General features: G+C 70.3%; 21 protein-coding genes. 6 read left to right on the top strand and 15 right to left on the bottom strand.

Annotation, left to right across the window (positions count from 1 at the left end):
- Nucleotides 1-74: 74 nt before the first annotated feature.
- The 6 genes from AAHG09_RS20335 to rpmG all read left to right on the top strand — a co-directional run bounded on the left by AAHG09_RS20335 (nucleotide 75) and on the right by rpmG (nucleotide 5,507).
- Nucleotides 75-413 carry a hypothetical protein gene (locus tag AAHG09_RS20335; protein ID WP_342109308.1) on the top strand — a complete coding sequence of 113 codons (339 nt, stop codon included), beginning with the start codon at nucleotides 75-77 and terminating at the stop codon, nucleotides 411-413.
- A 131-nt stretch (nucleotides 414-544) separates the two neighbouring features.
- Complete coding sequence (rnr, locus tag AAHG09_RS20330) at nucleotides 545-2,860, top strand: ribonuclease R (RefSeq protein ID WP_342109307.1); 2,316 nt, start codon at nucleotides 545-547, stop codon at nucleotides 2,858-2,860.
- 23 nt (nucleotides 2,861-2,883) lie between these two features.
- Nucleotides 2,884-3,348 carry a DUF983 domain-containing protein gene (locus tag AAHG09_RS20325; protein ID WP_342109306.1) on the top strand — a complete coding sequence of 155 codons (465 nt, stop codon included), beginning with the start codon at nucleotides 2,884-2,886 and terminating at the stop codon, nucleotides 3,346-3,348.
- Nucleotides 3,305-4,048 (top strand): NUDIX hydrolase, encoded by a 744-nt coding sequence (locus tag AAHG09_RS20320; protein ID WP_412760064.1) that lies wholly within the window; start codon nucleotides 3,305-3,307, stop codon nucleotides 4,046-4,048. The genes AAHG09_RS20325 and AAHG09_RS20320 overlap by 44 nt, the downstream gene beginning before the upstream one ends.
- A 53-nt stretch (nucleotides 4,049-4,101) precedes the next feature.
- A complete protein-coding gene (locus tag AAHG09_RS20315; RefSeq protein WP_342109305.1) occupies nucleotides 4,102-5,232 on the top strand; it encodes an MFS transporter in 1,131 nt (376 codons plus the stop codon).
- A gap of 107 nt (nucleotides 5,233-5,339) precedes the next feature.
- On the top strand, nucleotides 5,340-5,507 hold the full coding sequence (gene rpmG, locus AAHG09_RS20310) for a 50S ribosomal protein L33 (protein ID WP_244044390.1): 168 nt from the start codon (nucleotides 5,340-5,342) through the stop codon (nucleotides 5,505-5,507).
- A gap of 98 nt (nucleotides 5,508-5,605) precedes the next feature.
- On the opposite strand, the gene AAHG09_RS20305 is transcribed toward rpmG, so the two are convergent.
- The 15 genes from AAHG09_RS20305 to AAHG09_RS20235 all read right to left on the bottom strand — a co-directional run bounded on the left by AAHG09_RS20305 (nucleotide 5,606) and on the right by AAHG09_RS20235 (nucleotide 23,188).
- Nucleotides 5,606-6,523, bottom strand: a complete 918-nt coding sequence (locus AAHG09_RS20305; protein ID WP_342109304.1) for a LysR family transcriptional regulator — start codon at nucleotides 6,521-6,523, stop codon at nucleotides 5,606-5,608.
- 79 nt (nucleotides 6,524-6,602) lie between these two features.
- Nucleotides 6,603-8,264 (bottom strand): OFA family MFS transporter, encoded by a 1,662-nt coding sequence (locus AAHG09_RS20300; protein WP_342109303.1) that lies wholly within the window; start codon nucleotides 8,262-8,264, stop codon nucleotides 6,603-6,605.
- Between the two features lie 356 nt (nucleotides 8,265-8,620).
- Nucleotides 8,621-8,914 carry a formate dehydrogenase subunit delta gene (locus tag AAHG09_RS20295; protein WP_342109302.1) on the bottom strand — a complete coding sequence of 98 codons (294 nt, stop codon included), beginning with the start codon at nucleotides 8,912-8,914 and terminating at the stop codon, nucleotides 8,621-8,623.
- A gap of 4 nt (nucleotides 8,915-8,918) precedes the next feature.
- Entirely contained in the window at nucleotides 8,919-11,792 is a 2,874-nt protein-coding gene (gene fdhF, locus AAHG09_RS20290; RefSeq protein ID WP_342109301.1) for a formate dehydrogenase subunit alpha, read from the bottom strand.
- A gap of 10 nt (nucleotides 11,793-11,802) precedes the next feature.
- Entirely contained in the window at nucleotides 11,803-13,362 is a 1,560-nt protein-coding gene (locus AAHG09_RS20285) for a formate dehydrogenase beta subunit (protein WP_342109300.1), read from the bottom strand.
- Nucleotides 13,359-13,832, bottom strand: a complete 474-nt coding sequence (locus tag AAHG09_RS20280; protein WP_342109299.1) for a formate dehydrogenase subunit gamma — start codon at nucleotides 13,830-13,832, stop codon at nucleotides 13,359-13,361. The genes AAHG09_RS20285 and AAHG09_RS20280 overlap by 4 nt, the downstream gene beginning before the upstream one ends.
- A 412-nt stretch (nucleotides 13,833-14,244) precedes the next feature.
- Complete coding sequence (locus tag AAHG09_RS20275; RefSeq protein WP_342109298.1) at nucleotides 14,245-14,901, bottom strand: glutathione S-transferase family protein; 657 nt, start codon at nucleotides 14,899-14,901, stop codon at nucleotides 14,245-14,247.
- A 96-nt stretch (nucleotides 14,902-14,997) separates the two neighbouring features.
- On the bottom strand, nucleotides 14,998-15,429 hold the full coding sequence (locus AAHG09_RS20270; protein ID WP_342109297.1) for a cytochrome c-type biogenesis protein: 432 nt from the start codon (nucleotides 15,427-15,429) through the stop codon (nucleotides 14,998-15,000).
- Between the two features lie 77 nt (nucleotides 15,430-15,506).
- Nucleotides 15,507-17,507 (bottom strand): heme lyase CcmF/NrfE family subunit, encoded by a 2,001-nt coding sequence (locus AAHG09_RS20265; RefSeq protein ID WP_342109296.1) that lies wholly within the window; start codon nucleotides 17,505-17,507, stop codon nucleotides 15,507-15,509.
- 10 nt (nucleotides 17,508-17,517) lie between these two features.
- Nucleotides 17,518-18,027, bottom strand: coding sequence for a cytochrome c maturation protein CcmE (gene ccmE, locus AAHG09_RS20260; RefSeq protein ID WP_342109295.1), 510 nt, complete (start codon nucleotides 18,025-18,027; stop codon nucleotides 17,518-17,520).
- A 183-nt stretch (nucleotides 18,028-18,210) separates the two neighbouring features.
- Nucleotides 18,211-19,698: a c-type cytochrome biogenesis protein CcmI gene (ccmI, locus tag AAHG09_RS20255; protein WP_342109293.1), complete on the bottom strand. Its 1,488-nt coding sequence runs from the start codon at nucleotides 19,696-19,698 to the stop codon at nucleotides 18,211-18,213.
- Nucleotides 19,699-19,886: 188 nt separating this feature from the next.
- Nucleotides 19,887-21,305: an ATP-binding protein gene (locus AAHG09_RS20250; protein ID WP_342109291.1), complete on the bottom strand. Its 1,419-nt coding sequence runs from the start codon at nucleotides 21,303-21,305 to the stop codon at nucleotides 19,887-19,889.
- Nucleotides 21,302-21,622, bottom strand: coding sequence for a DUF2335 domain-containing protein (locus AAHG09_RS20245; protein WP_342109290.1), 321 nt, complete (start codon nucleotides 21,620-21,622; stop codon nucleotides 21,302-21,304). Before AAHG09_RS20245 ends, AAHG09_RS20250 begins: the two co-directional genes overlap by 4 nt.
- 115 nt (nucleotides 21,623-21,737) lie before the next feature.
- Entirely contained in the window at nucleotides 21,738-21,959 is a 222-nt protein-coding gene (locus AAHG09_RS20240) for a hypothetical protein (protein WP_342109289.1), read from the bottom strand.
- Nucleotides 21,960-22,036: 77 nt separating this feature from the next.
- The gene (locus AAHG09_RS20235; protein ID WP_342109288.1) at nucleotides 22,037-23,188 is read right to left on the bottom strand and encodes a 2-methylaconitate cis-trans isomerase PrpF family protein; all 1,152 of its coding nucleotides are present in this window, start codon (nucleotides 23,186-23,188) and stop codon (nucleotides 22,037-22,039) included.
- Nucleotides 23,189-23,190 lie beyond the last annotated feature (2 nt).

Raw genomic sequence — 23,190 nt, 5'->3', positions numbered from 1 at the left:
GGTTCTGTCACATCGCTTCGCCAAACGCTGGCATCCGGCTTGCCATACGGCCAGGACCTTCGGAACGGATGCCCATGAACGCGAGCGTGGAACGGGTCAGGGATGCCCTGGCCGAGCTGATCAAGGCGGCCTTGATCTCGGACGACGCGGCGAGTCTCGCCTGCCGGGACGCAGGGCGCACCAAGCTCGCGGCGCTCGCGGGCGATCCGCCCGACCCGGCGAGCCTGCGCATGGATGGCGCCTGGACGCTGGCGATCCAGGAGGCCGAGACGCCCGAACTGGCGCCGCTGGAGGGACAGGTGAATCTGACCCTGCCGCGCGCCTGCCCCTTCACCCTGGAGGCGATCGTCGCACCGGGCTTCGACGTGGATCAGGCGGTCGACCACATCCGGAAGATCGCCTCGACCGGCTGAGCGCGCCTGTTGAGGAGCGTCGTCGCGGCGTTGCCGTGGGCGGGTCCGGCACCCATGTTAGGCGCATAGGATCGAGTCGGTCCTCGGCCCGCATGGGCTTCGTTTCCAGAGACTTATCCGGCATCCCTCGTTTGGCACGACGCACCACCGTTCCGGCGGCCGAGCCCGCCGCTCCGCCGCCCGTCCCCACCCGGGAGCAGATCCTCGCCTTTGTGGCCGAGTCGAAGGAGCGCGTCGGCAAGCGCGAGATCGCTAAGGCCTTCGGCATCACGGGGTCCGCCAAGATCGAGCTGAAGCGCCTCCTCAAGGAGATCGAGGCGGACGGCGCCATCGACCGGAGTCGCGGTGGCCTCGCTCCGGCGGGTCATCTGCCGCCGGTGGTGCTGGCCGACATCCGCTCGCGCGACCGCCACGGCGATTTCCTGGCGGTTCCCGCGGAGTGGACCGGCACCGGCAAGCCACCCTCCATCGTGCTGACGCAGGGGCGCGGCCCCCGCAAGGGCAGCCGGCCGGCGCCGGGGATCGGCGATCGGGCCCTGATCCGCGTCGAGCGCGACGCCGAGGGCGGCTACAGCGGCCGCGTCGTCAAGGTCATCGGGAAGAACAAGGCCGAGATCATCGGCGTCTACCGGGAAGGCGCGCAGGGCGGCCGGATCGTGCCGGTGGAGAAGCGCTCGCAGGGCCGCGAGATCCTGATCCCGCCCGGCGAGGAGGGGCAGGCCCGCGACGGCGACCTCGTCAGCGTCTCGCTGGAGCGCGAGACCCGGTTCGGCCTGCCGCGGGGGCGCGTGCGCGAGCGGTTGGGCTCCCTCGGCTCCGAGAAGGCGGTGAGCCTGATCGCGCTCCACCTGCACAACATCCCGCACGTCTTCGCGGATTCGACTTTGGCCGAGGCGGATGCCGCCAAGCCCGTCACGCTGAAGGGCCGGGAGGATTGGCGCGACCGGCCGCTGCTCACGATCGACCCGCCGGACGCGAAGGATCACGACGACGCCGTCATGGCCGAGGCCGATCCCGACCCGGCCAACCCCGGCGGCTTCATCCTCACCGTCGCCATCGCGGACGTTGCCGCCTACGTGCGGCCGGGCTCCAGCCTCGACCGCGAGGCGCTGGAGCGGGGCAACTCGGTCTACTTCCCCGACCGGGTCGTGCCGATGCTGCCGGAGCGGATCTCCAACGACCTCTGCTCACTGCGCGAGGGCGAGGACCGGCCGGCGCTCGCGGTGCGCATGGTCATCTCGGCCGACGGCGAGAAGCGCCGCCACGGCTTCCACCGGGTCATGATGCGCTCCCGCGCCAAGCTCGCCTACGCGCAGGCGCAGACCGCCATCGATGGGCATCCGGACGACACGACCGGTCCGCTGCTGGAGACGGCGCTCCGCCCCCTCTGGGCCGCCTACGCGGCCCTGCGCACGGCCCGCGATCGCCGGGGGCCGCTCGCCCTCGACCTGCCCGAGCGCAAGGTCTTGCTGAGCCCGGACGGCGCCGTCGACCGGGTGATCGTGCCGGAGCGCCTCGACGCGCACCGGCTGATCGAAGAGTTCATGATCCAGGCGAACGTCGCGGCCGCCGAGACGCTCGAGCAGGCCAAGCAGCCGTTGATCTACCGCGTCCACGACGAGCCGGCGCTCGAGAAGATGCGGGCGCTGGGCGAGGTCCTGGCCTCGGTCGGCATCAAGCTGCCGAAGGAAGGCGCGCTGCGCCCGGCCCTGTTCAACCGCATCCTCGCCATGGCGGCCGAGACCGAGCACGGCGTCTTCCTCAACGAGGTGATCCTGCGCAGCCAAGCCCAGGCCGTCTACGCCGCCGAGAATCTCGGGCATTTCGGCCTGAACCTGCGCCGCTACGCCCACTTCACCTCGCCGATCCGGCGCTACGCCGACCTGATCGTCCATCGGGCGCTGATCACCGCCGGCAAGCTCGGCTCCGATGGACTGTCCCCGGATGTCTCGGCGGGCGAGCTGGCGCAGATCGGCGAGCAGATTTCGGCGGCCGAGCGCCGCGCCATGGCGGCCGAGCGCGAGACCATCGACCGGCTGATCGCCCACCACCTCGCCGATCAGGTCGGCGCGACCTTCGCGGGCCAGATCGCGGGCGTCACCCGGGCCGGGCTATTCATCAAGCTCGATGAGACCGGGGCGGACGGCTTCGTGCCGATCTCGCAGCTCGGCGCGGAGTACTTCCGCTACGAGGAGGGCCGCCACGCCCTCGTGGGCGAGCGCACCGGCGAGACCTTCCGCCTCGGCGACCGGGTGGAGGTGCGCCTCGTCGAGGCCGCCCCGGTGGCGGGCGCCCTGCGCTTCGAGCTGCTGAGCGAGGACCGTTCCGGAACCGGCAAGTCCGGCCCCGCCAAGAAGCCCGTCGGCCGTCCGTTCAAGGCCGCGCCGCCCGGCCGCCCCGCCGGCATCCGCAACACCGGGTCGCGTCACCGCGGCTCGCGCCGCTGAGCCGGGCGGTGTAGACCCCGGACATGGCTACTGACGCGATTCCCGAGCGCACCCGCCTGATCCCCGCGCTGGCCCGGGGCTTCATCGGCCGCTGCCCGCATTGCGGCCAGGGCCGGATCTTCGGCCGCTTCCTCAAGGTGCGGCCCGAATGCGAGGCCTGCGGCCTCGAACTGCATCACCACCGGGCCGACGACCTGCCGCCCTACGTGGTGATCTTCATCGTCGCCCACATCGTGGGCTACCTGATCCTGGAGACGGAGAGCGCCTACGAGGTTCCCCTCTGGGTCGAGATGGGGGTCTGGCCGGTCTTCACGCTGCTGTTCGCCCTGGTTCTGCTTCAGCCCGTCAAAGGTGCCGTCGTCGGGCTGCAATACGCCCTTGGCATGCACGGCTTCGCCAAGCTACCGCGGAGACGCCCTGCCCCGGGGCCGGAGGAAACGCGCCTTGCCGCTGCCGCAGCCGGAGTCCCAGACCGCGACCGCGCCTGAGCGCAAGCCCGCCACGACGCGCCTGCGCCCGCGGGATGCCGCCACCATGATCGTGATCGACCGGCGCGGGCGGGGCGGCCCCAAGATCCTGATGGGCCGGCGCAACCCGAACCTCGCCTTCATGCCGGGCAAGTTCGTCTTCCCGGGCGGGCGGATCGAGCTCGGCGACCGCCACATGCCGGTGGCGGGGGCCTTGCCCGATTATGCCGAGGCGGCCCTGACCCGGCAGGTCTCCCGGCCGCCGCATCATCTCGGCCGGGCGCTCGCCCTCGCCGCCATCCGCGAGACCTACGAGGAGACCGGCCTGCTGCTCGGCACGACCGAGCACGGCGCCCCGGAGGAGACGCCCGCGGGCTGGGAGGGGTTTACCCGGCACGGCGTCCTGCCGGATCTCGAGGCGCTGCACCTCGTCGCCCGGGCGATCACCCCGCCCAAGCGCGTGCGCCGGTTCGACACGCGCTTCTTCGCCGTCGACAGCCGGATGGTGGCTGCCGAGGAGCCGGGCCGGGTCCAGGCCGACGCGGAATTCACCGAACTCGCCTGGGTCCGCCTGGATGCGGCCCGCAAGCTCGACCTGCCGTATATCACCCGCGCCATCCTGGACGATCTGGAGGCCCAGATCGCCGCCGATTTCGCCCCGCACCGCATGATCCCCTTCCATTACGAACGCTACGGCCGCCGCGAACGGGTGGCTCTGTGAGGCGTTCGGAGGACCTGGAACAGGACGGACGGCGCGGGATCAGGTCGGAGGATGTGGCGGCGATCGCGGCGGCCGTGACCTGCGTCACCGTCGTGGGCATCGGGCTCAGCCTGTCGATCCCGCTTCTGTCGATCGAATTGGAGCGGCGCGGGGCCTCGAGCACGCTGATCGGGATCAACACCGCGGTTGCGGGCATCGCCAGCATCTGCACGGTGCCGTTCGTGCCGCGGCTCGCCGCACGGATCGGCGTCGCCCGGCTGCTCGGCCTGGCGCTGATCGTCGGGGCAGCGAGCCTCGCCCTGTTTCCGATTCTGCCGGGCATCGCGCTCTGGTTCCCCCTGCGCTTCGTCTTCTCGATGACGCTCGGCGCCCTGTTCGTGCTCTCCGAGTACTGGATCAACGCCGCCGCCCCGCCGGAGCGCCGGGGCCTCGTGATGGGCATCTACGCCACCGTGCTGGCGGCGGGCTTCGCGGTCGGCCCGCTGCTGCTGGCGCTGGTCGGCACCCAGGGGCTGGCGCCCTACGCGACCGGGGCCGCCCTCATGCTGGCCGGCGGGCTACCGATCCTACTCGCCCGCGGCCTGTCGCCGACGATCGAGCCGGGATCGGGCCGGGGCATCCTCGGCTATCTGCGCCTCGCCCCGGGGGCGCTGGCGGCCGCCCTCGCCTACGGGGCGGTGGAGACCGGCATCTTCGCGATCCTGCCTCTCTACGGGCTGCGCCTGGGATACGACGCGCAGGGCGCGGCCGGACTGGTCAGCCTGATCGCCCTCGGCAACGTGCTGTTCCAGATCCCGTTCGGCTGGCTCGCCGACCGGTTCGACCGGGGCTTGGTCCTGCTCGGCGCGGGCCTCGCGGGGGCGGCGGGCTCGGCCCTGATTCCCCTGGCGGCCGGAAGCCCCGTTGCGTTCGGCCTGCTCCTGCTGGTCTGGGGCGGCATCGCCGGCACGCTCTACACGGTCGGGCTCGCCATGCTGGGCGACCGGACGCCCCCGAATGACCTCGCGGGCGCCAACGCGGCCTTCGTGGTGCTCTACAATGTCGGCTTGATGCTGGGGCCGCCGGTGATCGGCGGCGGGCTCGATCTCGTGCCGCCGCACGGCTTCGCGTGGGCACTGCTGGCCCTGTTCCTCGCCTTCGCCGGCTTCCTCGCCGCCATGGCGCGCAAGCGCGTCCGCTCTTGACCTGCCCGGCCTGATCGGGCATTCACCCGGCCGTATTCGGCCGGGTCTTCCCGGCCATTTGCGTTTCGCTCACGCGGAATGCCGCACCCCTGCAGGAGCGCCGCGCCATGGCCAAGGCCGTCACCGTCAAGATCAAGCTCATGTCCACCGCCGACACGGGCTACTTCTATGTCACCAAGAAGAACTCCCGGACACAGACCGAGAAGCTGACGATGCGCAAGTACGACCCGGTCGCGCGCAAGCACGTCGATTTCAAGGAAACCAAGATCAAGTAAGCCGGCAGGCCGCATCCCGGCCTTCGGGAAGCCGCTCCGGAGACGGGGCGGCTTTTTTCGTTGGTCCCGGCGGATGGCGCAGAGGACGCGACCTGCGATCAGGCGGATGTCGTGTCCGACAATCCCGGGTCGAGCGTCCGCGCCAGCGACCGGGCGATGGCCACGAGGGCGGTGACCATCGGCGTGGACGGCTCGCGGCGCGGGGCGACGAGGCCGATCGTGTGCACCAGATCCGGCGCGGTGATCGGGATGGTCCGCACGCCCTCCATGGGCCCGAGGGCATCCACCAGGATCTCCGGCATGATCGAGGCCCAGCGCAGCGTGCGCACATGGGTCAGCAGCACGATCATCGAATTGGATTCGAGGGTGGCGGCGGGCTCGGCGCCCGATTCCCGGATCTGCTGGTCGATGATCCGCCGGTTCTGCATGTTCGGGGTCAGCAGGCACAGCGGCAGGCTGCCGGTCTCGGCCCAGGTGACGCTCGCGCGTTGGTCGAAGGGGCCGCCGATGGCCGTGACGAGGCGGTAGCGCTCCCGGTAGAGCGGCACGGAGATCACACGCCCGACGGGCTCGTTGTCGAGGTAGGTCAGGCCGGCATCCGCCTCGAGATTCTCGATCAGCGAGAAGATGTCGGCCGAGGTGGCGGATTCGACCGTCAGGCGCACGTCCGGGTGCCGCTCCCGGTAGGGGGTGGTGAGGCGCACGATCATCGGCAGCGCCGTGGGGATCGCCGCGATCCGCAGATGCCCGGTGAGGCCCCGGCGCAGCCCGGTGACCTCCTCGTGCATGGCCCGGGCATCGGCCACGATTCGGCGCGCCCATGCGAGCACCCGCTCCCCCTCCGGGGTAAAGCCCTGGAAGCGCGAGCCGCGCAGCACGAGCTGCACGCCGAAGCGGTTCTCCAGCTGTTTCACGCCGGCCGAGAGGGTCTGCTGGGTCACCCCGCAGGCCTCGGCGGCGTGTCCGAAATGCTGCTCGCGGGCGAGCGCGAGCAGGAAGTCCAGCTTGTCGATCACCACGCAGGGATCCCGGCACCGCGAGTCGCCGGGAGCCTAGCGACCCCCGGCGACACCCACAACCGCGCGCCGCGCGCGTTCACCGGAACAGGATGAAGGCCTTCGACAGGGTGATGCCGATACCCCAGACGATCGGGATGCCGACCACCGCCCAGGCCACCGCCGCACCGGGGCTGAACCCGCCGCGGCCGATGCCGAAGGAGCCCGATGGCCCGGCGGCCGTCGCGCCGGATTTGACATCGAGGGCAGCCCGTTCGGAGTCGGACATGAACCAGCTCTGGGCCAGCGGCCGGACGAGCAGGTTGCAGAGGAACCCGACCGCCAGGAAGCTCGCCAGCACGTACATGGTCCGGCCGTAGAGGTCCGCGCCCTGCACGCCCGCGGCGACCTGCGCCTCGCGGATCTTGGTGATGACGAACGGCCCGACGATGCCCGCCATCGACCACGCGGTGAGCAGGCGCCCGTGGATGGCGCCCACGAACTGCGTGCCGAACACGTCGGCGAGGTAGGCCGGCACGGTCGCGAAGCCACCGCCATACATGGACAGGATCACGCAGAAGATAGCGACGAACAGGGCCTGAGAGCCGATGCCGGCCGCCCAGGGCGCGGCCGCGTAGAGGACGCCGCCCAGCGCGAAGAAGATCGCGTAGGTGACCTTGCGGCCGATGCGATCGGACATCGAGGCCCAGAAGAACCGGCCCAGGATGTTGAACAGCGAGAGTAGGCCGACGAAGCCGGCCGCGATCGCGGCGACCTGCGCCTTCTGGCCGGCGTCGAGGGCGGAGAAGCCGGTGCCCGGCAGGCCGATCAGCTCGCCGCCGAAAATCTCCTGCAGCATCGGCGAGGCCAGCGCGAGCACGCCGATACCGGCCGACACGTTGAGGAACAGGACGAGCCAGATCATCCAGAACTGGAACGTCTTGTGGGCGTCGCGGAGATGGACGTGACCGGAGGCGATCATGGCATTCTTCGAGGCCGGCGCGGTCCAGCCGTCCGGACGCCAGCCGGCGGGGGGGACCCGGTAGCCGAAGGCGCCGCCCAGCATGAACAGGATGTAGCCGACGCCCATCACCGCCAGCGTCTGCCAGACCCCGGCGGAATCCGCCGTCCGGAAGCTCTTGATCAGGGTGTCGGCGAGCGGCGAGCCGATCATCGCGCCGCCACCGAAGCCCATGATCGCCATGCCGGTGGCCATGCCGCGCCGGTCGGGGAACCACTTGATCAGCGTCGAAACGGGCGAGATATAGCCGAGTCCCAGCCCGATGCCGCCGATCAGGCCCATGCCGAGCCAGACCAGCCAGAGCTGGTGAACGTAGACGCCGAGCGCGCCGATCAGGAAGCCGCCGCCCCAGCACAGGGCCGCCGCGATGCCGGCCTTGCGCGGACCGGCCCGCTCCAGCCAGCCGCCGAACAGGGCGGCCGACAGACCGAGCACGACGATGCCGATGGAGAAGACCGTCACGAGGTCGCTGACACGCCAATCGCAGGTGGTCGTGAACAGGGCCGTCATCACGCCCATGTCGGGGCAGGCCGCGGGAGCCGGCTTGCCGACCGAGAGAGCCCGGGTCAGCGGCAGCCAGAACACCGACAGGCCGTAGGCCATGCCGATACAGAGATGAATCGCCAGCGCCGCCGGGGGGACCAGCCACCGGTTGAAGCCCGGCTTGGCCACGATCCGCTCGCGGGTCAACAGACCCGGCGCGCCACCAGGCGCGACCGCGCCCGCTACTCCAGCACCCATGATGGACTCCTCGACGGCGGTCACTTCGGTGGACCACGCGAGGCCGCACGATGCGCGATCTGTGTACAAGGCGCTAGCGTGATGCACGCTGCGTGGACAGATTTAATCCATGTCTGCGCATTCTGCAGGCGAACGTCCGAAGGTCTCGTGCCCTCGCCGGTGTCGTACGGGCCGCGCCGACAGCCTCGCGGATCGCTACAACGGGCCCCGTTGACCCGAGGGAGGACACGGGCGCCAGGCGCTCAATATTGCAAGGCGTCTCAATAAATCAGGGCCCGGCAATAAATCAGGGCCCGGAATGTCCGGACCCTGGCGATGCTTCGATGACGCGATGCGATCGATCTCGGTCGAACGACTCAGCCGGCGTCGCTGGCCCCCTCGCCGAGCTTCTGCGGGTCGCGGGTCGCGGGTCGCACCGGGCTCTCGGCCTGAGGCTCGGCGCCGCGCAGAGCCCGCTGCACCAGGGTGTCGGCCCGGTCACCCATCTCGGGCAGAGCGGCTTCGAGTCTCGAGACCATCTTGGGCGTCCAGAACGCCACGATGTGCTTGTGGATCCCGGCGACCGCCTCCTCTTCCGGGTAGGACCGGAAGAAGGACGCGATCTGGTTGGCCATCCGGAGGAGCTTGTCCTCCTGCGTCACTGCGCTCATCGCCTCACTCCGCCGCGTCGAGCGTGGTGCCTTGAGAATTGGCGATGCGCGTCAACGAGAAATCCTCCTCGTAGAACTTCGCCTGCCAATCGGACGGCCGGTTGGTCCGCCGGACCTGCACCGCCGTCACCTTGTACTCGGGGCAGTTGGTCGCCCAGTCCGAGTAGTCGGTGGTGATGACGTTGGCGCCGGTCTTCGCATGGTGGAAGGTGGTGTAGACCACCCCGGGCTGCATCCGCTCGGAGATCCTGGCCTTCAGGGCGATGTCGCCCGAACGGCTCTCCAGGGCGACGAGATCGCCGTCCACGATGCCGCGCAGCTCCGCGTCGAACGGGTGGATCTCCAGCACGTCCTCCTCATGCCAGCGCGAGTTCTCGGTACGCCGCGTCTGCGCGCCGACATTGTACTGGGAGAGGATCCGGCCCGTGGTGAGGATCAGCGGGAACTTCGCCCCCGTCCGCTCCTCGGTGGCCACGAACTCGGTGATCATGAACCGGCCCTTGCCGCGGACGAACCGGTCCACGTGCATCATCGGCGTGCCGAGCGGCGCCTTCTCGTTGCAGGGCCACTGCACCGAGCCGAGCTCGTCGAGCTTGGCGTAGGACACGCCGGTGAAGCTCGGGGTGAGCGAGGCGATCTCGTCCATGATCTCGGACGGGTGGCTGTACTCCATCTTGTAGCCCAGCGCGTTGGAGAGCAGCACTGTGCCCTCCCAGTCGCCGTAGCCGCCCATCGGGGCCATGACCTTGCGGACCCGCGAGATGCGGCGCTCGGCGTTGGTGAAGGTCCCGTCCTTCTCCAGGAACGAGGCGCCCGGCAGGAAGACGTGGGCGTACTTGGCGGTCTCGTTCAGGAACAGGTCCTGGACGACGATGCACTCCATCGCCATCAGGCCGGCGGTCACGTGGTGCGTGTCCGGGTCCGACTGGGCGATGTCCTCACCCTGGATGTACATGCCCTTGAACGAGCCCTCGACGGCCTCGTCCAGCATGTTGGTGATGCGCAGGCCCGGCGCGCCGTCGAGCTTGGCGCCCCAGAGGGCCTCGAAGCTCTCGCGGGTCGCATCGTCCGACACGTGGCGGTAGCCGGTGAGCTCGTGCGGGAACGAGCCCATGTCGCAGGAGCCCTGCACGTTGTTCTGGCCGCGCAGCGGGTTCACGCCGGCGCCGAGCTTGCCGATGTTGCCGGTGGCCATGGCGATGTTGGCCATGCCCATCACCATGGTCGAGCCCTGGCTGTGCTCGGTGACGCCCAGCCCATAGTAGATGCCGGCCGCACCGCCCTGGGCGTAGAGCCGGGCCGCGCCGCGGACCTGTTCGGGGTCGAGACCGGTGAATTGCTGCTGGTTCTCCGGGGAGTGACGCTCCTCGGCGATGAACCGGGCCCAGGACTCGAACTCGGCCAGATCGCAGCGCTCGCGGACATAGGCCTCGTCGATCAGCCCCTCGGTGACGATCACGTGCGCCAGCGAGTTGATGAAGGCGACGTTGGAGCCGGGCTTCAGCGGCAGGTGGAAGTCGGCCTTGATGTGCGGCGACTTCACGAGGTCGATCTTGCGGGGATCGGCAACGATCAGCTTCGCGCCCTGGCGCAGGCGCTTCTTCATCCGCGAGCCGAAGACCGGGTGGCCGTCCGTCGGGTTGGCGCCGATCACCAGGATCACGTCGGAATTCTCGACCGACTTGAAGTCCTGGGTGCCGGCCGAGGTGCCGAGCGTCGACATCAGGCCGTAGCCGGTCGGCGAGTGGCAGACACGGGCGCAGGTATCGACGTTGTTGTTGCCGAAGGCGGCGCGCACCAGCTTCTGGACGAGGTAGGCCTCCTCGTTGGTGCAGCGCGACGAGGTGATGCCGCCGACCGAGTCCTTGCCGTACTTCGCCTGGATCCGCTTGAACTCGGAGGCCGCGCGGTCGATCGCCTCCTCCCAGGAGACCTCACGCCACGGATCCGTGATCTTCTCGCGGATCATCGGCTTGGTGATGCGGTCCTTGTGGGTGGCGTAGCCGTAGGCGAAGCGGCCCTTCACGCAGCTATGGCCCTCGTTGGCCTTGCCGCCCTTGTAGGGGACCATGCGGACGACGCGCTCGCCCTGCATCTCGGCCTTGAACGAGCAGCCGACGCCGCAATACGCGCAGGTCGTGACCTCCGCGTGCTCGGGCTGACCGAACTCGTGGATCGACTTCTCCTGGAGCGTCGCGGTCGGGCAGGCCTGCACGCAGGCGCCGCAGGACACGCACTCGGACTCGAAGAAGTTCGTCGGACCGGCCGCCACGCGGCTGTCGAAGCCGCGGCCCGCGATGGTCAGCGCGAAGGTGCCCTGCACCTCCTCACAGGCGCGAACGCAGCGGTTGCAGACGATGCACTTCGACGGGTCGTAGGTGAAGTAGGGGTTCGACTCGTCCTTCGGCAGGTACTTTTCGGCCGTCGGCGCGACGTGGTTGTCGCCGTCGTAGCCGTAGCGCACGTCGCGCAGGCCGACGACGCCGGCCATGTCCTGCAGCTCGCAATCGCCGTTGGCCGCGCAGGTCAGGCAGGTCAGCGGGTGGTCGGAGATGTAGAGCTCCATCACGCCCTTGCGGAGCTTGTGGAGCTTGTCGTTCTGCGTGTGCACCACCATGCCGTTCTCGGCCGGCGTCGTGCAGGAGGCGGGCGTGCCGCGCCGCCCCTCGATCTCCACCAGGCACAGGCGGCAAGAGCCGAACGGCTCCAGCGAATCCGTGGCGCAGAGCTTCGGGATCTGCGTGCCGGCATGCATCGCCGCCGCCATCACCGAAGTGCCCGCCGGCACCGTCACCGACATGCCGTCGATCGTCAGCGTGACGGTCTGCTCCGCCACGCGGATCGGCGTGCCGTAGTCGATCTCCTTGATCAGGCCCATCGACGCCTCCTTACTCGGCCGCGGCCGGCAGATCGCCGGCGCGCCTGAAATCCTCGGGGAAATGGGTGATCGCGCTCATCACGGGCATCGGGGTGAGCCCGCCCATGGCGCAGAGCGACCCGTCGGTCATGACCTCGCAGAGGTCCTCGACCAGCTTGAGATTCGTGTCCGGGCGGATGCCGGCGATGACCTTGTCCATGGTCTCGACGCCACGGGTCGCGCCGATGCGGCAGGGGGTGCACTTGCCGCAGGACTCGGTGGCGCAGAACTCGAAGGCGAAGCGGGCCTGGGCCGCCATGTCGACGGTGTCGTCGAACACCACGATGCCGCCGTGGCCGACGAGGCCCTTCTTGGCCGCCATCGCCTCATAGTCGAGGGGCGTGTCGAGGAGATGGTCGGGGAAGTAGGCCCCGAGCGGCCCGCCGACCTGCACGGCGCGGACCGGACGGCCCGAGCGCGTACCGCCGCCGAAATCCTCGATCACCTGCCGGAGGGTGATGCCGAAGGCCATCTCGATCAGGCCGCCATGCTTGATGTTGCCGGCGAGCTGGATCGGCAGGGTGCCGAGCGACCGGCCCATGCCGTAGTCGGCGTAGGCCTTGGCGCCGTTCTCCAGGATCCACGGCACGGCCGTGAAGGTCATGACGTTGTTGACCAGCGTCGGCTTGCCGAGGAAGCCCTTGAGCGCCGGGATCGGCGGCTTGGCGCGGACGATGCCGCGGCGACCCTCCAGGCTCTCCAGCAGCGAGGTCTCCTCGCCGCAGATATAAGCGCCGGCGCCGAGGCGAACCTCCAGGTGGAAGGTCTTGCCCGAGCCCAGGATGTTCTCGCCCAGCATGCCGGCCTGGATCCCGTTGGCGATCGCCTCCTTGAGGGTGGCGAAGGCCTGCGGATACTCGGAGCGCAGGTAGATGTAGCCGCGCGTGGCGCCGGTCGCGACGCCCGCGATGGTCATGCCCTCGATGAGGTTGAAGGGGTCGCCCTCCATCATCATCCGATCGGCGAAGGTGCCGGAATCGCCCTCGTCGGCGTTGCAGACCACATACTTCTGGTCCGCCTTGGCGAGCATCACGGTGTTCCACTTGATGCCGGCCGGAAAGCCGGCACCGCCCCGGCCGCGCAGGCCGGAATCGCGCACCGCCGCCACGATGCCCTCGGCATCGAGCTTCAGCGCGGCCTCGAGGCCGCGGTAACCGCCATGGGCCCGGTAATCGTCCACGGAGACCGGGTCGATCACGCCGCAGCGGTGGAAGGTCAGACGCTGCTGCCGGGCCAGGAACGGGATCTTTTCCGGGTCGCCGAGGCGCAGGGCATGGTCGCCGCCCTCGGTCAGGCCGGCATCCAGAAGCGCGTCGACATCCTCCAGCTTCACCGGGCCGTAGGCGATCCGCCCCTCGGGCGTACCGACCTCGACCATCGGCTCCAGCCACGCCAGGCCGCGGGAGCCGGTGCGCACGATGGTGACATCGAGGCCGCGGCGCTCGGCGCCGGCGAAGAGGGCCCGGGCGACCTTGTTGGCGCCGAGGCCGAGCGCGACGGCGTCGCGCGGAACGTAGAGCGTGACGCTCACTGGCGCACCTCCGTCAGGGCAGCTTCGAGGGCGTCGGCGGTCAGGTGCGCCACCGGCTCACCATCCACCAGCGCGGCGGGGCCATTGGCGCAGAGGCCGAGGCAGTAGACCGGCTCGACCGTGGCGTTGCCGTCCGCGGTGGTCTCGTGCCAGTCGCAGCCGAGGCGGCCGAGGATCTCGCGGTGGAGCTTGTCCGAACCCATGGCCTGACAGGCTTCGGCCCGGCACAGCTTCACCTCGTGGCGGCCGGCGGGATGGGCGCGGAAGTCATGGTAGAAGGTCACGCAGCCGTGCACCTCGGCGCGCGACAGGTTCAGCGCATCCGCGATCAGCGGCACGGCATTCTGATCCACGTAGCCGAACGTCTCCTGCAGCGCGTGCAGGATCGGCAGCGTGGCCCCTTCGAGATGGGTGTGTTCGGCGATGATCCCGGTGGCGCGCTCGGCGCTCCAGGGCTCGTGACGCGCCATGGTTTCCAGCCCAGTCTGTTCCTGTTCTAATGCGAAGAGGAACAGAAATGCCGGTTCGCTTCAACCGCGCTGTCCGGTTGCGCGACAAAGGACGTTTGTCGAGCTGTCACTCGGCCCGGGGGGTTCAGGGCGCATTGCCTTAAACAATTGTCACACTTCTCAGTTTCGAATCGACCGCGGGGCAGAAAATTCTTTTTCGCACCGCAGCAAAGATTTGTGCCCTGCAAGAAATTGCATAGCCCCGGACAGTTCAACCGCCTGCCGCGCTTGCAATCTGCGATCGGTATCGCCGTGCCGCGCCACCGCGCATCAGGCAGCCCGACCTACGACGGGGCGCAGCCCAAACCGCTCCTCAGCGTCGGATTTGTACCGCCACGTTACAAGCGCGCGAGGCTACAGCGCCGGGGACGGATCAGAACTCCATCTCGAGTTCTTCGATCTCATCCGGCTCGTCGGCGGCGGCCTCTGCCCATTCGACCATCAGCGGCCAGTGCAGGATCGTGTCCCGATAGGCGGCGGCACGGGGCGGCAGCGCGACATCGTAGGTGCGGAAACGCGTGCAGACCGGGGCGTACATCGCGTCGGCCAGGCAGGGTTTGGCGCCGAACAGGAAGGGCCCGTCATAGCGGTCCAGGCAATCGTCGAAGATCGTGACGATGCGCTCGATATCGGCCTTCGCGCCGTTGAACACCCGGAAATCGGGGTGAAAGGCCCGCAGGTTCATCGGCAGGGCCGAGCGCAGGTTGACGAAGCCCGAATGCATCTCACCGGAGATCGACCGGCAATGGGCGCGTTCCGCCACGGGGCCGGGCAGCAGGCCGGCTTCCGGGACGATCTCGCCGAGGTACTCGGCGATGGCCAGCGTGTCCCAGACCACGACATCGCCGTGCCGCAGGCGGGGCACGAGGAAGGACGGCGACAGGTGGAGCAGTTCCGCCCGGCTGCTGGCATCGGTCCCGGACAGGACCTCGGTCTGGAAGTCGAGACCCGCCATCCGGCAGATCAGCCAGCCCCGCAGCGACCACGAGGAGTAGTTGCGGCTCGAAATGGTGAGCGTCGCGGCCGTCATCGTCCTGCCCCCAGGTACGTCGCCGATCATGCGGTCTGCGAGACCCGATCCAAGACTCGTGCCGCGGGGCCTCGCGAATCACCGCTGGGGCCGATTCTACTCCCGTCGCAGGAGCGCGGCGACCTCCGCTTCCTCGGCGGCCGACAGGCCGCGCGTCGGTGCCGGCCTGCGGCGGCGGGCGAGGCGCCAGATTCCGAACCCGCCGAGCAGGACCGCGAGCACGGGTGTCAGCCAGAGCAGCAGCGTGTGCAGGGCGAAGACCGGGCGCAGCAGCACGAACTCGCCGTAGCGCGCCACCACGTAGGCGAGCACGGCCTTGTCGCTGTCGCCCTTCTCCAGACGCTCGCGGACGATCAAACGGAGATCCTTGGCGAGCGGCGCGTCGGAATCGTCGATCGACTGGTTCTGGCAGACGAGGCAGCGCAGTTCGGCGGAGATCTCCCGGGCACGGTATTCCAGGGCGGGGTCCTTCAGGACTTCATCCGGCTGCACGGCGTGGGCTGGGGTGACGAGCGCGGCCAGAAGCATGAGCGCGGCGCCGACTCGAGGGCCACCCTCCCCCGCAAAGGGGGGAGGGAGATGCGCGAAAATCCTCATCGCCGCCCTCACTCGGCCGGCACCGCATTCGGCAGCGGCCGCACCCTCGCCTTGGCGGGCGCGCCCACACGCATCCGGCGGTCCGTGAGCGAAAGCCCGCCCCCCGCCGCCATCACCACCGCGCCGAGCCAGATCAGCAGGACGAGCGGCTTGTAGTAGAGCCGCAGGCCGATACTGCCGTCCTGGCCGATCTCGCCGAGGCTCGCATAGACCTGGCTCGCCCCGATGGTCAGCAGGCCGGATTCCGTCACCGCCATCTTGCGGCTCGGGTAGAAGCGCTTGCCGGTCTCGACCTGCCCAACCTCGTCGCCGGCGCGGGTCCGGATCGTGAGATAGGCGGCGGCCTCCTCGTAGTTCGGGCCCTTGCGCGGCGCGACGCGCTCCAGGGTCGCCGTGTAGGGTCCCGTCGTCAGGCTCTGGCCGGGCTTGAGCGTGGCCAAACCCTCGGCGGCCCATCCCTGGGCCGCGATGCCCAGCACCACCACGCCGACCCCGGCATGGGCGAACGCCGTCCCCCAGGCCGAGCGCGGCAGGCCGATGGCGCGGCGGCCGATCTGGCCGAGCGACCGGGCCCGGCTCGCGCCGTAGCCTCGGGCGCGGGAGACGATCTCCAGCGCGGAGCCGATCAGCAGGTAGACGCCGAGGCCGATCCCGACCGGGGCCATGACCGGGCCGCCCCAGGTCAGGGCGAGCACCGCGAAGCCGACCACCAGGGCCAGGGCCAGGGCGGCGAACAGGCGCTGCGCGGCGGCGAGCACGTCGCCGCGCTTCCAGGCGAGCGCCTGCCCGGCCGGCACGATCAGCAGGAGCGGGATCGCCAGCGGCACGAAGGTCGAATTGAAGAAGGGCGGCCCGACCGTGATCTTCTCACCGGTCAGCATCTCGAGGAGCAGCGGATAGAGGGTGCCGACCAGCACCGTGGCGCAGCCCGCGACCAGGAAGAGGTTGTTGAGGACGAGCGACCCCTCGCGGGAGATCGGCGCGAACAGCCCGCCCTGCCGTAAGAGCGGCGCCCGCCACGCGAACAGCGTCAGCGAACCGCCGATGAACAGGATCAGGATCGCCAAAATGAAGACGCCGCGGGTCGGGTCGGTGGCGAAGGAATGCACCGAGGTGATCACGCCCGAGCGGACCAGGAAGGTGCCGATCAGCGAGAGCGAGAAGGTCAGGATGGCGAGCAGCACCGTCCAGACCTTCAGGGCGTCGCGCTTCTCCATCACCACGGTGGAATGCAGCAGCGCCGTCCCGGCGATCCACGGCATCAGGGAGGCGTTCTCCACCGGATCCCAGAACCACCAGCCCCCCCAGCCGAGCTCGTAATAGGCCCAGTACGAGCCCATCGCGATTCCCAGCGTCAGGAAGCACCATGCGGTGAGCGTCCAGGGCCGCACCGCCCGCGCCCAGACGGCGTCGATCCGCCCGTCGATCAGCGCGGCGACCGCGAAGGCGAAGCTGATCGAGAAGCCGACATAGCCGACGTAGAGGAGCGGCGGGTGGATCGCGAGGCCGGGATCCTGGAGCAGCGGGTTGAGGTCGTTGCCCTCCAGGGGCGCCGGGACGACGCGGCTGAACGGGTTCGAGGTCGTGATGATGAACAGCACGAACACGAAGGTGATCAGCCCCTGCACGCCGAGCGTGTTGGCCCGGAGCCGCGGCGGCACGGAGTTCTTGGCGGCGGCCACGCAGGCGCCGAACAGGGTGAGGATCAGAACCCAGAGGAGCATCGAGCCCTCGTGGTTCCCCCAGACGCCGGAGATCTTGTAGATCAGCGGCTTCTGCGTGTGCGAGTTCTCGACGACGTTCTGGACCGAGAAGTCCGAGGTGACGTGCGCGTATGTCAGCGCCGCGAAGGCGAACAGCACGCACGCGAAGGCCCCGAGCGCCGCCTGCGAGGCGATCTGCCGGAGCGCCGGATCGCCCGAGCGGGCGGCCCAGATCGGCATCACCATCTGGACGAGGGAGATCGCCAGCGCGAGCGCGAGGGCGAAGTGGCCGGTCTCGACGATCATGCGGGTTCCCTCACCGCTCGCTGCGGGGGCCGAGGGTCGAATCGGCGGCCGCCGTGGTGGGCTTCGGCGGCGCGGCCTTGTTCGGGCCGCCCTCCTGCCAGCGCCCCTGCGCCTTCAGCGCGTCGGCGACCTCGCGGGGCATGTAGGATTCGTCGTGCTTGGCCAGCACGGTGTCGGCGCGGAACATCCCGCCCGGCTCCAGCACACCCTCGGCGACGACCCCCTGCCCCTCCCGGAACAGGTCCGGCAGCAGGCCCTTGTAGTGCACCTCGACGGTGGCGTTCGTATCGGTGACGGCGAAGTCCACCGCCTGGTCCGGGCCGCGCTTGAGCGAGCCGTCCTTCACCAGACCGCCGAGCCGCAGCCGCGTGCCCGGGGCGATGGCCTGCAGGGCGATATCGGACGGCGAGCGGAAGAACACGATCGAGCCGCTCATGGCGAACAGGATCAGCCCCACGGCCAGCGCCAGCACGCTGCCGCAGGCGGCGATCAGGATCAGGCGGCGGCTCTTACGCGTCACGATACTTCCACCCCGCGATCCGGTGGGCGGTCACCCGCCCAGACCCGAACCGTTCTCATTCTAGCTGACAAGGGTGTCGGCTTCACGAGGGCGCCGGTCAAGGCCGGGCGTCGGGACCGATTGTCGTACAGCCGGGACCTCACGCCTTCTCGATCAGGATTTGCTCGATCGGGATTTGCTCGATCAGGGATTGGGTTTGCCGGGCAGGTCGAGTTCCCGGGCGAGCCCATCGAGCCGTGTCACGGCGTCACCATTGGCGGCGAGCGCCATCCGGGCGCGGTCCAGGGCCTTGATCGCCTGATCGCGCTCGCCCAGCGCGCTGTAGGAGCGCACGAGCCGCATCCACTCGTCGGGCGTGCCGCCCCGGGCGGCCAGCCGCCGGTCGAGCCCATCGACCATGCCGCGGATGGCAGCATCGCGTTCCGCCTGGGGCATGGCGCGCACGGCCGCCATCGCCGCCTCGGTCTCGGCCCGGGCCGACGGCCCGGAGGGGGCGGGCTCCGCGGGGCGCGCCGGCTCGCCCTCCGGACCGAGGCCGACGGCGCGGGCGCCCTGCTCCACCTGGGTCAGACCCTGCGGATCGCCGGCGAGCGCGGTGCGGGCGCGCGCCAGGGCGTCGGCGGCCTGATCGTGCTCGCCCAGCACGACACGGGACCGGATCAGCCGCAGCCACTCGTCGGGCGTGCCGCCGCCGGTCTTGAGACGGGCATCGAGCCCATCGACCATGCCGCGGATCGCCGCCTGCTGCGCGGCCGGGATTTTCGGCTCGGTCGGCGCCGGCGTCGGGGGTGCCGGCTCGCCCTTGAGGCGCGCCAGCGTCTGGCGGACCACGCCGAGCCAGGGGGCGTCCGGCGGGCTCGCGGCTTCGAGGCTCGTGAGCTGGCGGATCGCCTCACCGGTATCGCCGGCCTGCTCGGCCGCCCGGGCGAGGTAGAACCGCGGCTTGGGCGCGCTCGGGTCCTTGGCCTGCGCCTTCTCGAACAGCGCCTTGGCGTCGGGCGTGACGGTGCCGTCGCCGGCCGCCGTGAGGGCTTCGCCCTGATCGGCGAGGAGGTCGGCGGTCTCGCCCTTCAGCCGGGCGATGTTGCCGTAGGCGCGGGCCGCGTCGTCGAACCGGCCCGTGCGCATGTAGACGGGGGCGAGGACCGCCCAGCCGCGGGCATCGTTCGGATCGCGGGCGAGGCGCGCCTCGATCTGCCCGACGGCCTTCATCAGCTCGTCGGCCCCGCCGCGGGCCGCCTGCCGGTCCGCGTCGGTCTGGGCGGGCAGTTCCGGCGAGCCGTAGAGGCCGTAGGCGATCAGCGCCACGAGGGGGATGGTGGAGACCGCGAAGGCCGAAGCCGCCCGGCGTCGGCGCAGGCGCGGCTCGGCCGGGCGCGCGGCCTCGACGGCGCCGGCATCCTCGGCCTCGAGCTTCCCCTCGCGGCTGGCGCGGAGCAGGCGGCGCGCCGCCTCGGCCTTGGCGGACTCCGCCTCCTCCGGGGCGATCAGGCCGCGATCCAGATCGCGGGCGATCTCGGCGATCTGGTCTTCATAGAAGGCGGTCTCGGTGGCGATGGCCGTTCCACCGGTCTCGCCGGCCGGCACGATGGCACGCCGCGACAGGGGCCAGAGCAGGCCGAGCACGGCCGCCGCGGTCATGGCCGCCAGGATGAACCAGATCGCCGTCATCGCACCTTCGCCAGCGGGCCGGACCGGCCCGTATCTCGCCACACCATGTGGACCCGGCAGCGGAACGCCACGACGCCCCCCGGCGGCGGCACGGTGTCACGCAACTGCCGCGCGAAGACAAGAGTGAAACAAAAGGTTGATTCAGGGCCAAGACTTACGCCGACCACGATCCGGCTTCCCGGATCGTATCAATGCGTCGCCGCGCCCACCGGCGCATCGCCCGGCACCTCCAGCACGGCGCGCAGGCCCCCCAAAGCCGCCTGCTCCAGGGTGAAGCGCCCCCGGTAGAGGGCGGCGAGATCCGCCACGATGGAGAGGCCGAGGCCGGAGCCCGGCTTCGATTCATCGAGCCGCCGCCCCCGGCCGAGCACGGCTTGGCGCGCCTCCGGCGGCAATCCCGGGCCGTCATCCTCGATGGCGACGACGAGGTGGGGATAATCGGCCTTGGTCACCGCCTCGGCCCGGATCGCCACCCGGGCATGGGCCCATTTCGAGGCGTTGTCGACGAGGTTGCCGACCATCTCCTCGAAATCCTGGCGCTCGCCGCGGAAGCGCAGGCCGGGGGGCACGTGGACCTCGTAGGCGATGTCCTTGTCGCGGTAGATCTTGCCGAAGGTGCGCACCAAGCCCGCGAGCGCCGGCTCGACCTCCGTGGAGGTGCCGAGCGTGCCGGCGAGCGCGGCGGCCCGGGCCCGGTCGAGGTGGTAGTTCACCTGATCGCGCATCACCGCGGCCTGCTCGCGGATCTTCTGGGCCAGCTCCTCCGGCGCGTCCGAGGCGCCGACCTCGTTGACGATGATCGAGAGCGGCGTCTTCAAAGCGTGGGCGAGGTTGCCGACCTGCGTGCGGGCCCGCTCCAGGATCTCGCGGTTGGTCTCGATCAGCAGGTTCACCTCGCCGGTGAGCGGGGCGATGTCGCGGGGATAGGTGCCGGTGATGCGATCGGCCTCGCCCCGGCGGACGGCGCCCAAAGCCGCGCGCATCTTCTTCAAGGGCGCGAGGCCGAACCGGATTTGCAGCAGGGTGGTGAGCGCCAGCGACAGGCCGAGCAGGCCGAAGGTGATGGTCAGCGAATTGCGGAAGCGGTCGACGTCGTTGACGATCTCGTCGGCGGGCCCCGCGACCCGGACCGTGTAGCGCCCCTCCTCGCCGAGATCGACGTCGCGCTCCATGATGCGCAGCAGGCGCCCGTCCTGCGCCCGGCCGTAGCCCTGGCGGATCTGCCCGACCCCGACCTTGCCCTCGGAATCCGTGGCCGGCGGCAGCGGCACCCCGACCAGCGAGCGGGAGGTGCGCACGTCCCGGGGCTTCGCGTCGGGCTTGCCGACCTGCCAGTACCAGCCCGACAGGGGCAGGTCGAAGCGCGGATCGCCCAGCGAGAAGGTCCGGCTCTCGGGATCGTTCGGCGAGACGAGATCGGTGGCGAGGTTGTTGGTGAAGACGAGCAGCCGGCTGTCGAAGGCGCGCTCGGTGTTCTCGCGATAGAGGGTGGTCAGGATCCAGGCGGCGATCAGCAGGATCGCCGAACTCGACAGGAACGCCGACACGGCGAGCCGCACCGCGATGGAGCGGCGGCGCAGGGAGAAGAGGCCGATCAGGTCGGTCATCGATCGCTCGGGGAACGGGGTAGCGCCTGCGTCTTCGCCGTCGCACGTTGGTACAGGAACGCCCCGACCACGGAGGCAATGGTTCCGCCCCCGATCGTCCCGGCACCCCAGGGCTGGCCCAGCCAGACCGCGAAGGCGGACACCGAGAGGGCCGTCAATGCGGAAAAGAGCGCGCTGACCTGACCGCGCGCATCGCGGCGGATCGCGGCCTCCAACGCTTGCCGCTCGTACGCCCGCCGATGTTCGGCTTCCAACCCCCATTGCCGGACGATGCGTTCGGGCGAGTCCGGCACCAAGCGGGCAAAGCCTTCCAGCATGGACGGCGGCGGCAGCGGGCCGTGCCAGTAGCTGGCGCGCCCGACCTCGGCTGCGGTGTCGCCTCGGGGAGCGGATGCACCCTGGTCGGTCGGGCCGGGCTGGCGCGCAGGCGTTCTAGTCCTGCTTGACCGTCCCACGTGCCGCCTCACGCTCGATCACGCGCCAAAAATCGTTGCCGATCCGGGAGAAGTCGCCGCGCAGAGCATCGGCCTCGTCGCGATGGGGATACGGAAGCAGCTCGGTGGGGGGCCATAGGGAGGCCAGAGTACCCAGACCGCTCCAGGCGCTGAACCGACGGATCCGCTGCGCCGAACCGGTTTTGTGGGCAGGGGTCATGGGGAGGACGGGTCCGTAGCGTGGCGGCCTGCGCCATCTAGTACGATCAGCGACACAGCGACAACAGCACTCGACGCTCAGACCGGCGGCGCGGAATCATGGAACACGTCGCCCCGCATCAGCGGCCGCGCGGTGCGGTAGAACGAGCCCCGCTCCCCCTGCCAGACACCGCCGTCGCGCGTCACCACGGCGTCGGCGGTGAGGATGCCGGAGGGCATGCCGACCCGCAGCGCCGCGTCGGTCGCACGCGCGGCCTCATGGACGAGGCTGCCCTCGATCCGGGCGGCGACCGCGAGGCACAGCGTGGCGGTGAGCGGCAGGGCCTGATGCGGCACGCCGTTGGAGATCACCCGGGCGGTCAGGTCGATGTCGGCGGCTCGCACCGCCTCACCGGAGAGGCTGCCGGCCTCGCGCGGCGGCGCCACGATGCCCACGAAGGGCACGTGAACGATGCGCGCGGCGGCCTCAAGGTCGGGCGCGATCCCCATCGCCATGGAGGCCGCCCGGCGGATCCGCCCGAGCCGGTCGAGGAGACCGGGGACCGCCTCCAGGGCGGCGGGCAGCTCGGTCCCGGCGAGCCCCAGATCGGCGGCGCGGACGAACACGCAGGCATTGGCGGCATCCACCAGCGAGGCCTCGATCGGGCCGAGGCCCGGGACATCGAGGATCTGGCGGACGGCCCCGGTCGGGAGAAGCTGGCCCGTGGTGGCGCCGCCGGGATCGATGAAGTCGAGCCGGATCGGCGCCCCGGTGCCGGTGACGCCGGGAATCGCGAGGTCGCCGCGATAGACGGTGCGACCGCCCCGAACCGTAAACCCGGCCTCGATCAGCTTGCGCGTGTTGGTGTTGTAGATCCGAAGCCGCGCCGGGCCGTCCGGAACCGCGATCAGCCCCTCATCCACCGCGAAGGGCCCGACCGCCGAGAGCATGTTGCCGCAATTGCCCGACAGGTCGATGCGGCCCTCGCGGACCACGACCTGCACGAAGGTGTAGTCGATGTCGGCGTCCGGCCGCTCGGACCGCGCGACGACGCAGATCTTCGACACCGAGGAGACGCCCCCGCCCATGCCGTTGAGCTGGCGCCCGAACGGATCGGGGCTGTCCATGGCGGAGAGGAAGACCGGCTCCCAGGCGGCCAGATCCCCCGGCACGTCCCGGCGGTGCAGCATCAGCGCCTTGCTGGTGCCGCCGCGCATGAAGACCGCCGGCAGGGTGCCGGGACGGGCCACGC

This window comes from Methylobacterium guangdongense (assembly GCF_038442355.1).
GTDB classification, from domain to species: domain Bacteria; phylum Pseudomonadota; class Alphaproteobacteria; order Rhizobiales; family Beijerinckiaceae; genus Methylobacterium; species Methylobacterium guangdongense.
This window is presented reverse-complemented; position numbering and strand designations above follow the sequence as displayed.

Coding starts and splice junctions, on each gene's coding strand:
- AAHG09_RS20335 (WP_342109308.1), top strand. CDS start 75: ATGAACGCGAGCGTGGAACGGGTCAGGGATGCCCTGGCCGAGCTGATC.
- AAHG09_RS20325 (WP_342109306.1), top strand. CDS start 2,884: ATGGCTACTGACGCGATTCCCGAGCGCACCCGCCTGATCCCCGCGCTG.
- rpmG (WP_244044390.1), top strand. CDS start 5,340: ATGGCCAAGGCCGTCACCGTCAAGATCAAGCTCATGTCCACCGCCGAC.
- AAHG09_RS20300 (WP_342109303.1), bottom strand. CDS start 8,264: ATGGGTGCTGGAGTAGCGGGCGCGGTCGCGCCTGGTGGCGCGCCGGGT.
- AAHG09_RS20295 (WP_342109302.1), bottom strand. CDS start 8,914: ATGAGCGCAGTGACGCAGGAGGACAAGCTCCTCCGGATGGCCAACCAG.
- fdhF (WP_342109301.1), bottom strand. CDS start 11,792: ATGGGCCTGATCAAGGAGATCGACTACGGCACGCCGATCCGCGTGGCG.
- AAHG09_RS20280 (WP_342109299.1), bottom strand. CDS start 13,832: ATGGCGCGTCACGAGCCCTGGAGCGCCGAGCGCGCCACCGGGATCATC.
- AAHG09_RS20275 (WP_342109298.1), bottom strand. CDS start 14,901: ATGACGGCCGCGACGCTCACCATTTCGAGCCGCAACTACTCCTCGTGG.
- AAHG09_RS20270 (WP_342109297.1), bottom strand. CDS start 15,429: ATGCTTCTGGCCGCGCTCGTCACCCCAGCCCACGCCGTGCAGCCGGAT.
- AAHG09_RS20265 (WP_342109296.1), bottom strand. CDS start 17,507: ATGATCGTCGAGACCGGCCACTTCGCCCTCGCGCTCGCGCTGGCGATC.
- ccmI (WP_342109293.1), bottom strand. CDS start 19,698: ATGACGGCGATCTGGTTCATCCTGGCGGCCATGACCGCGGCGGCCGTG.
- AAHG09_RS20250 (WP_342109291.1), bottom strand. CDS start 21,305: ATGACCGACCTGATCGGCCTCTTCTCCCTGCGCCGCCGCTCCATCGCG.
- AAHG09_RS20245 (WP_342109290.1), bottom strand. CDS start 21,622: ATGCTGGAAGGCTTTGCCCGCTTGGTGCCGGACTCGCCCGAACGCATC.
- AAHG09_RS20240 (WP_342109289.1), bottom strand. CDS start 21,959: ATGACCCCTGCCCACAAAACCGGTTCGGCGCAGCGGATCCGTCGGTTC.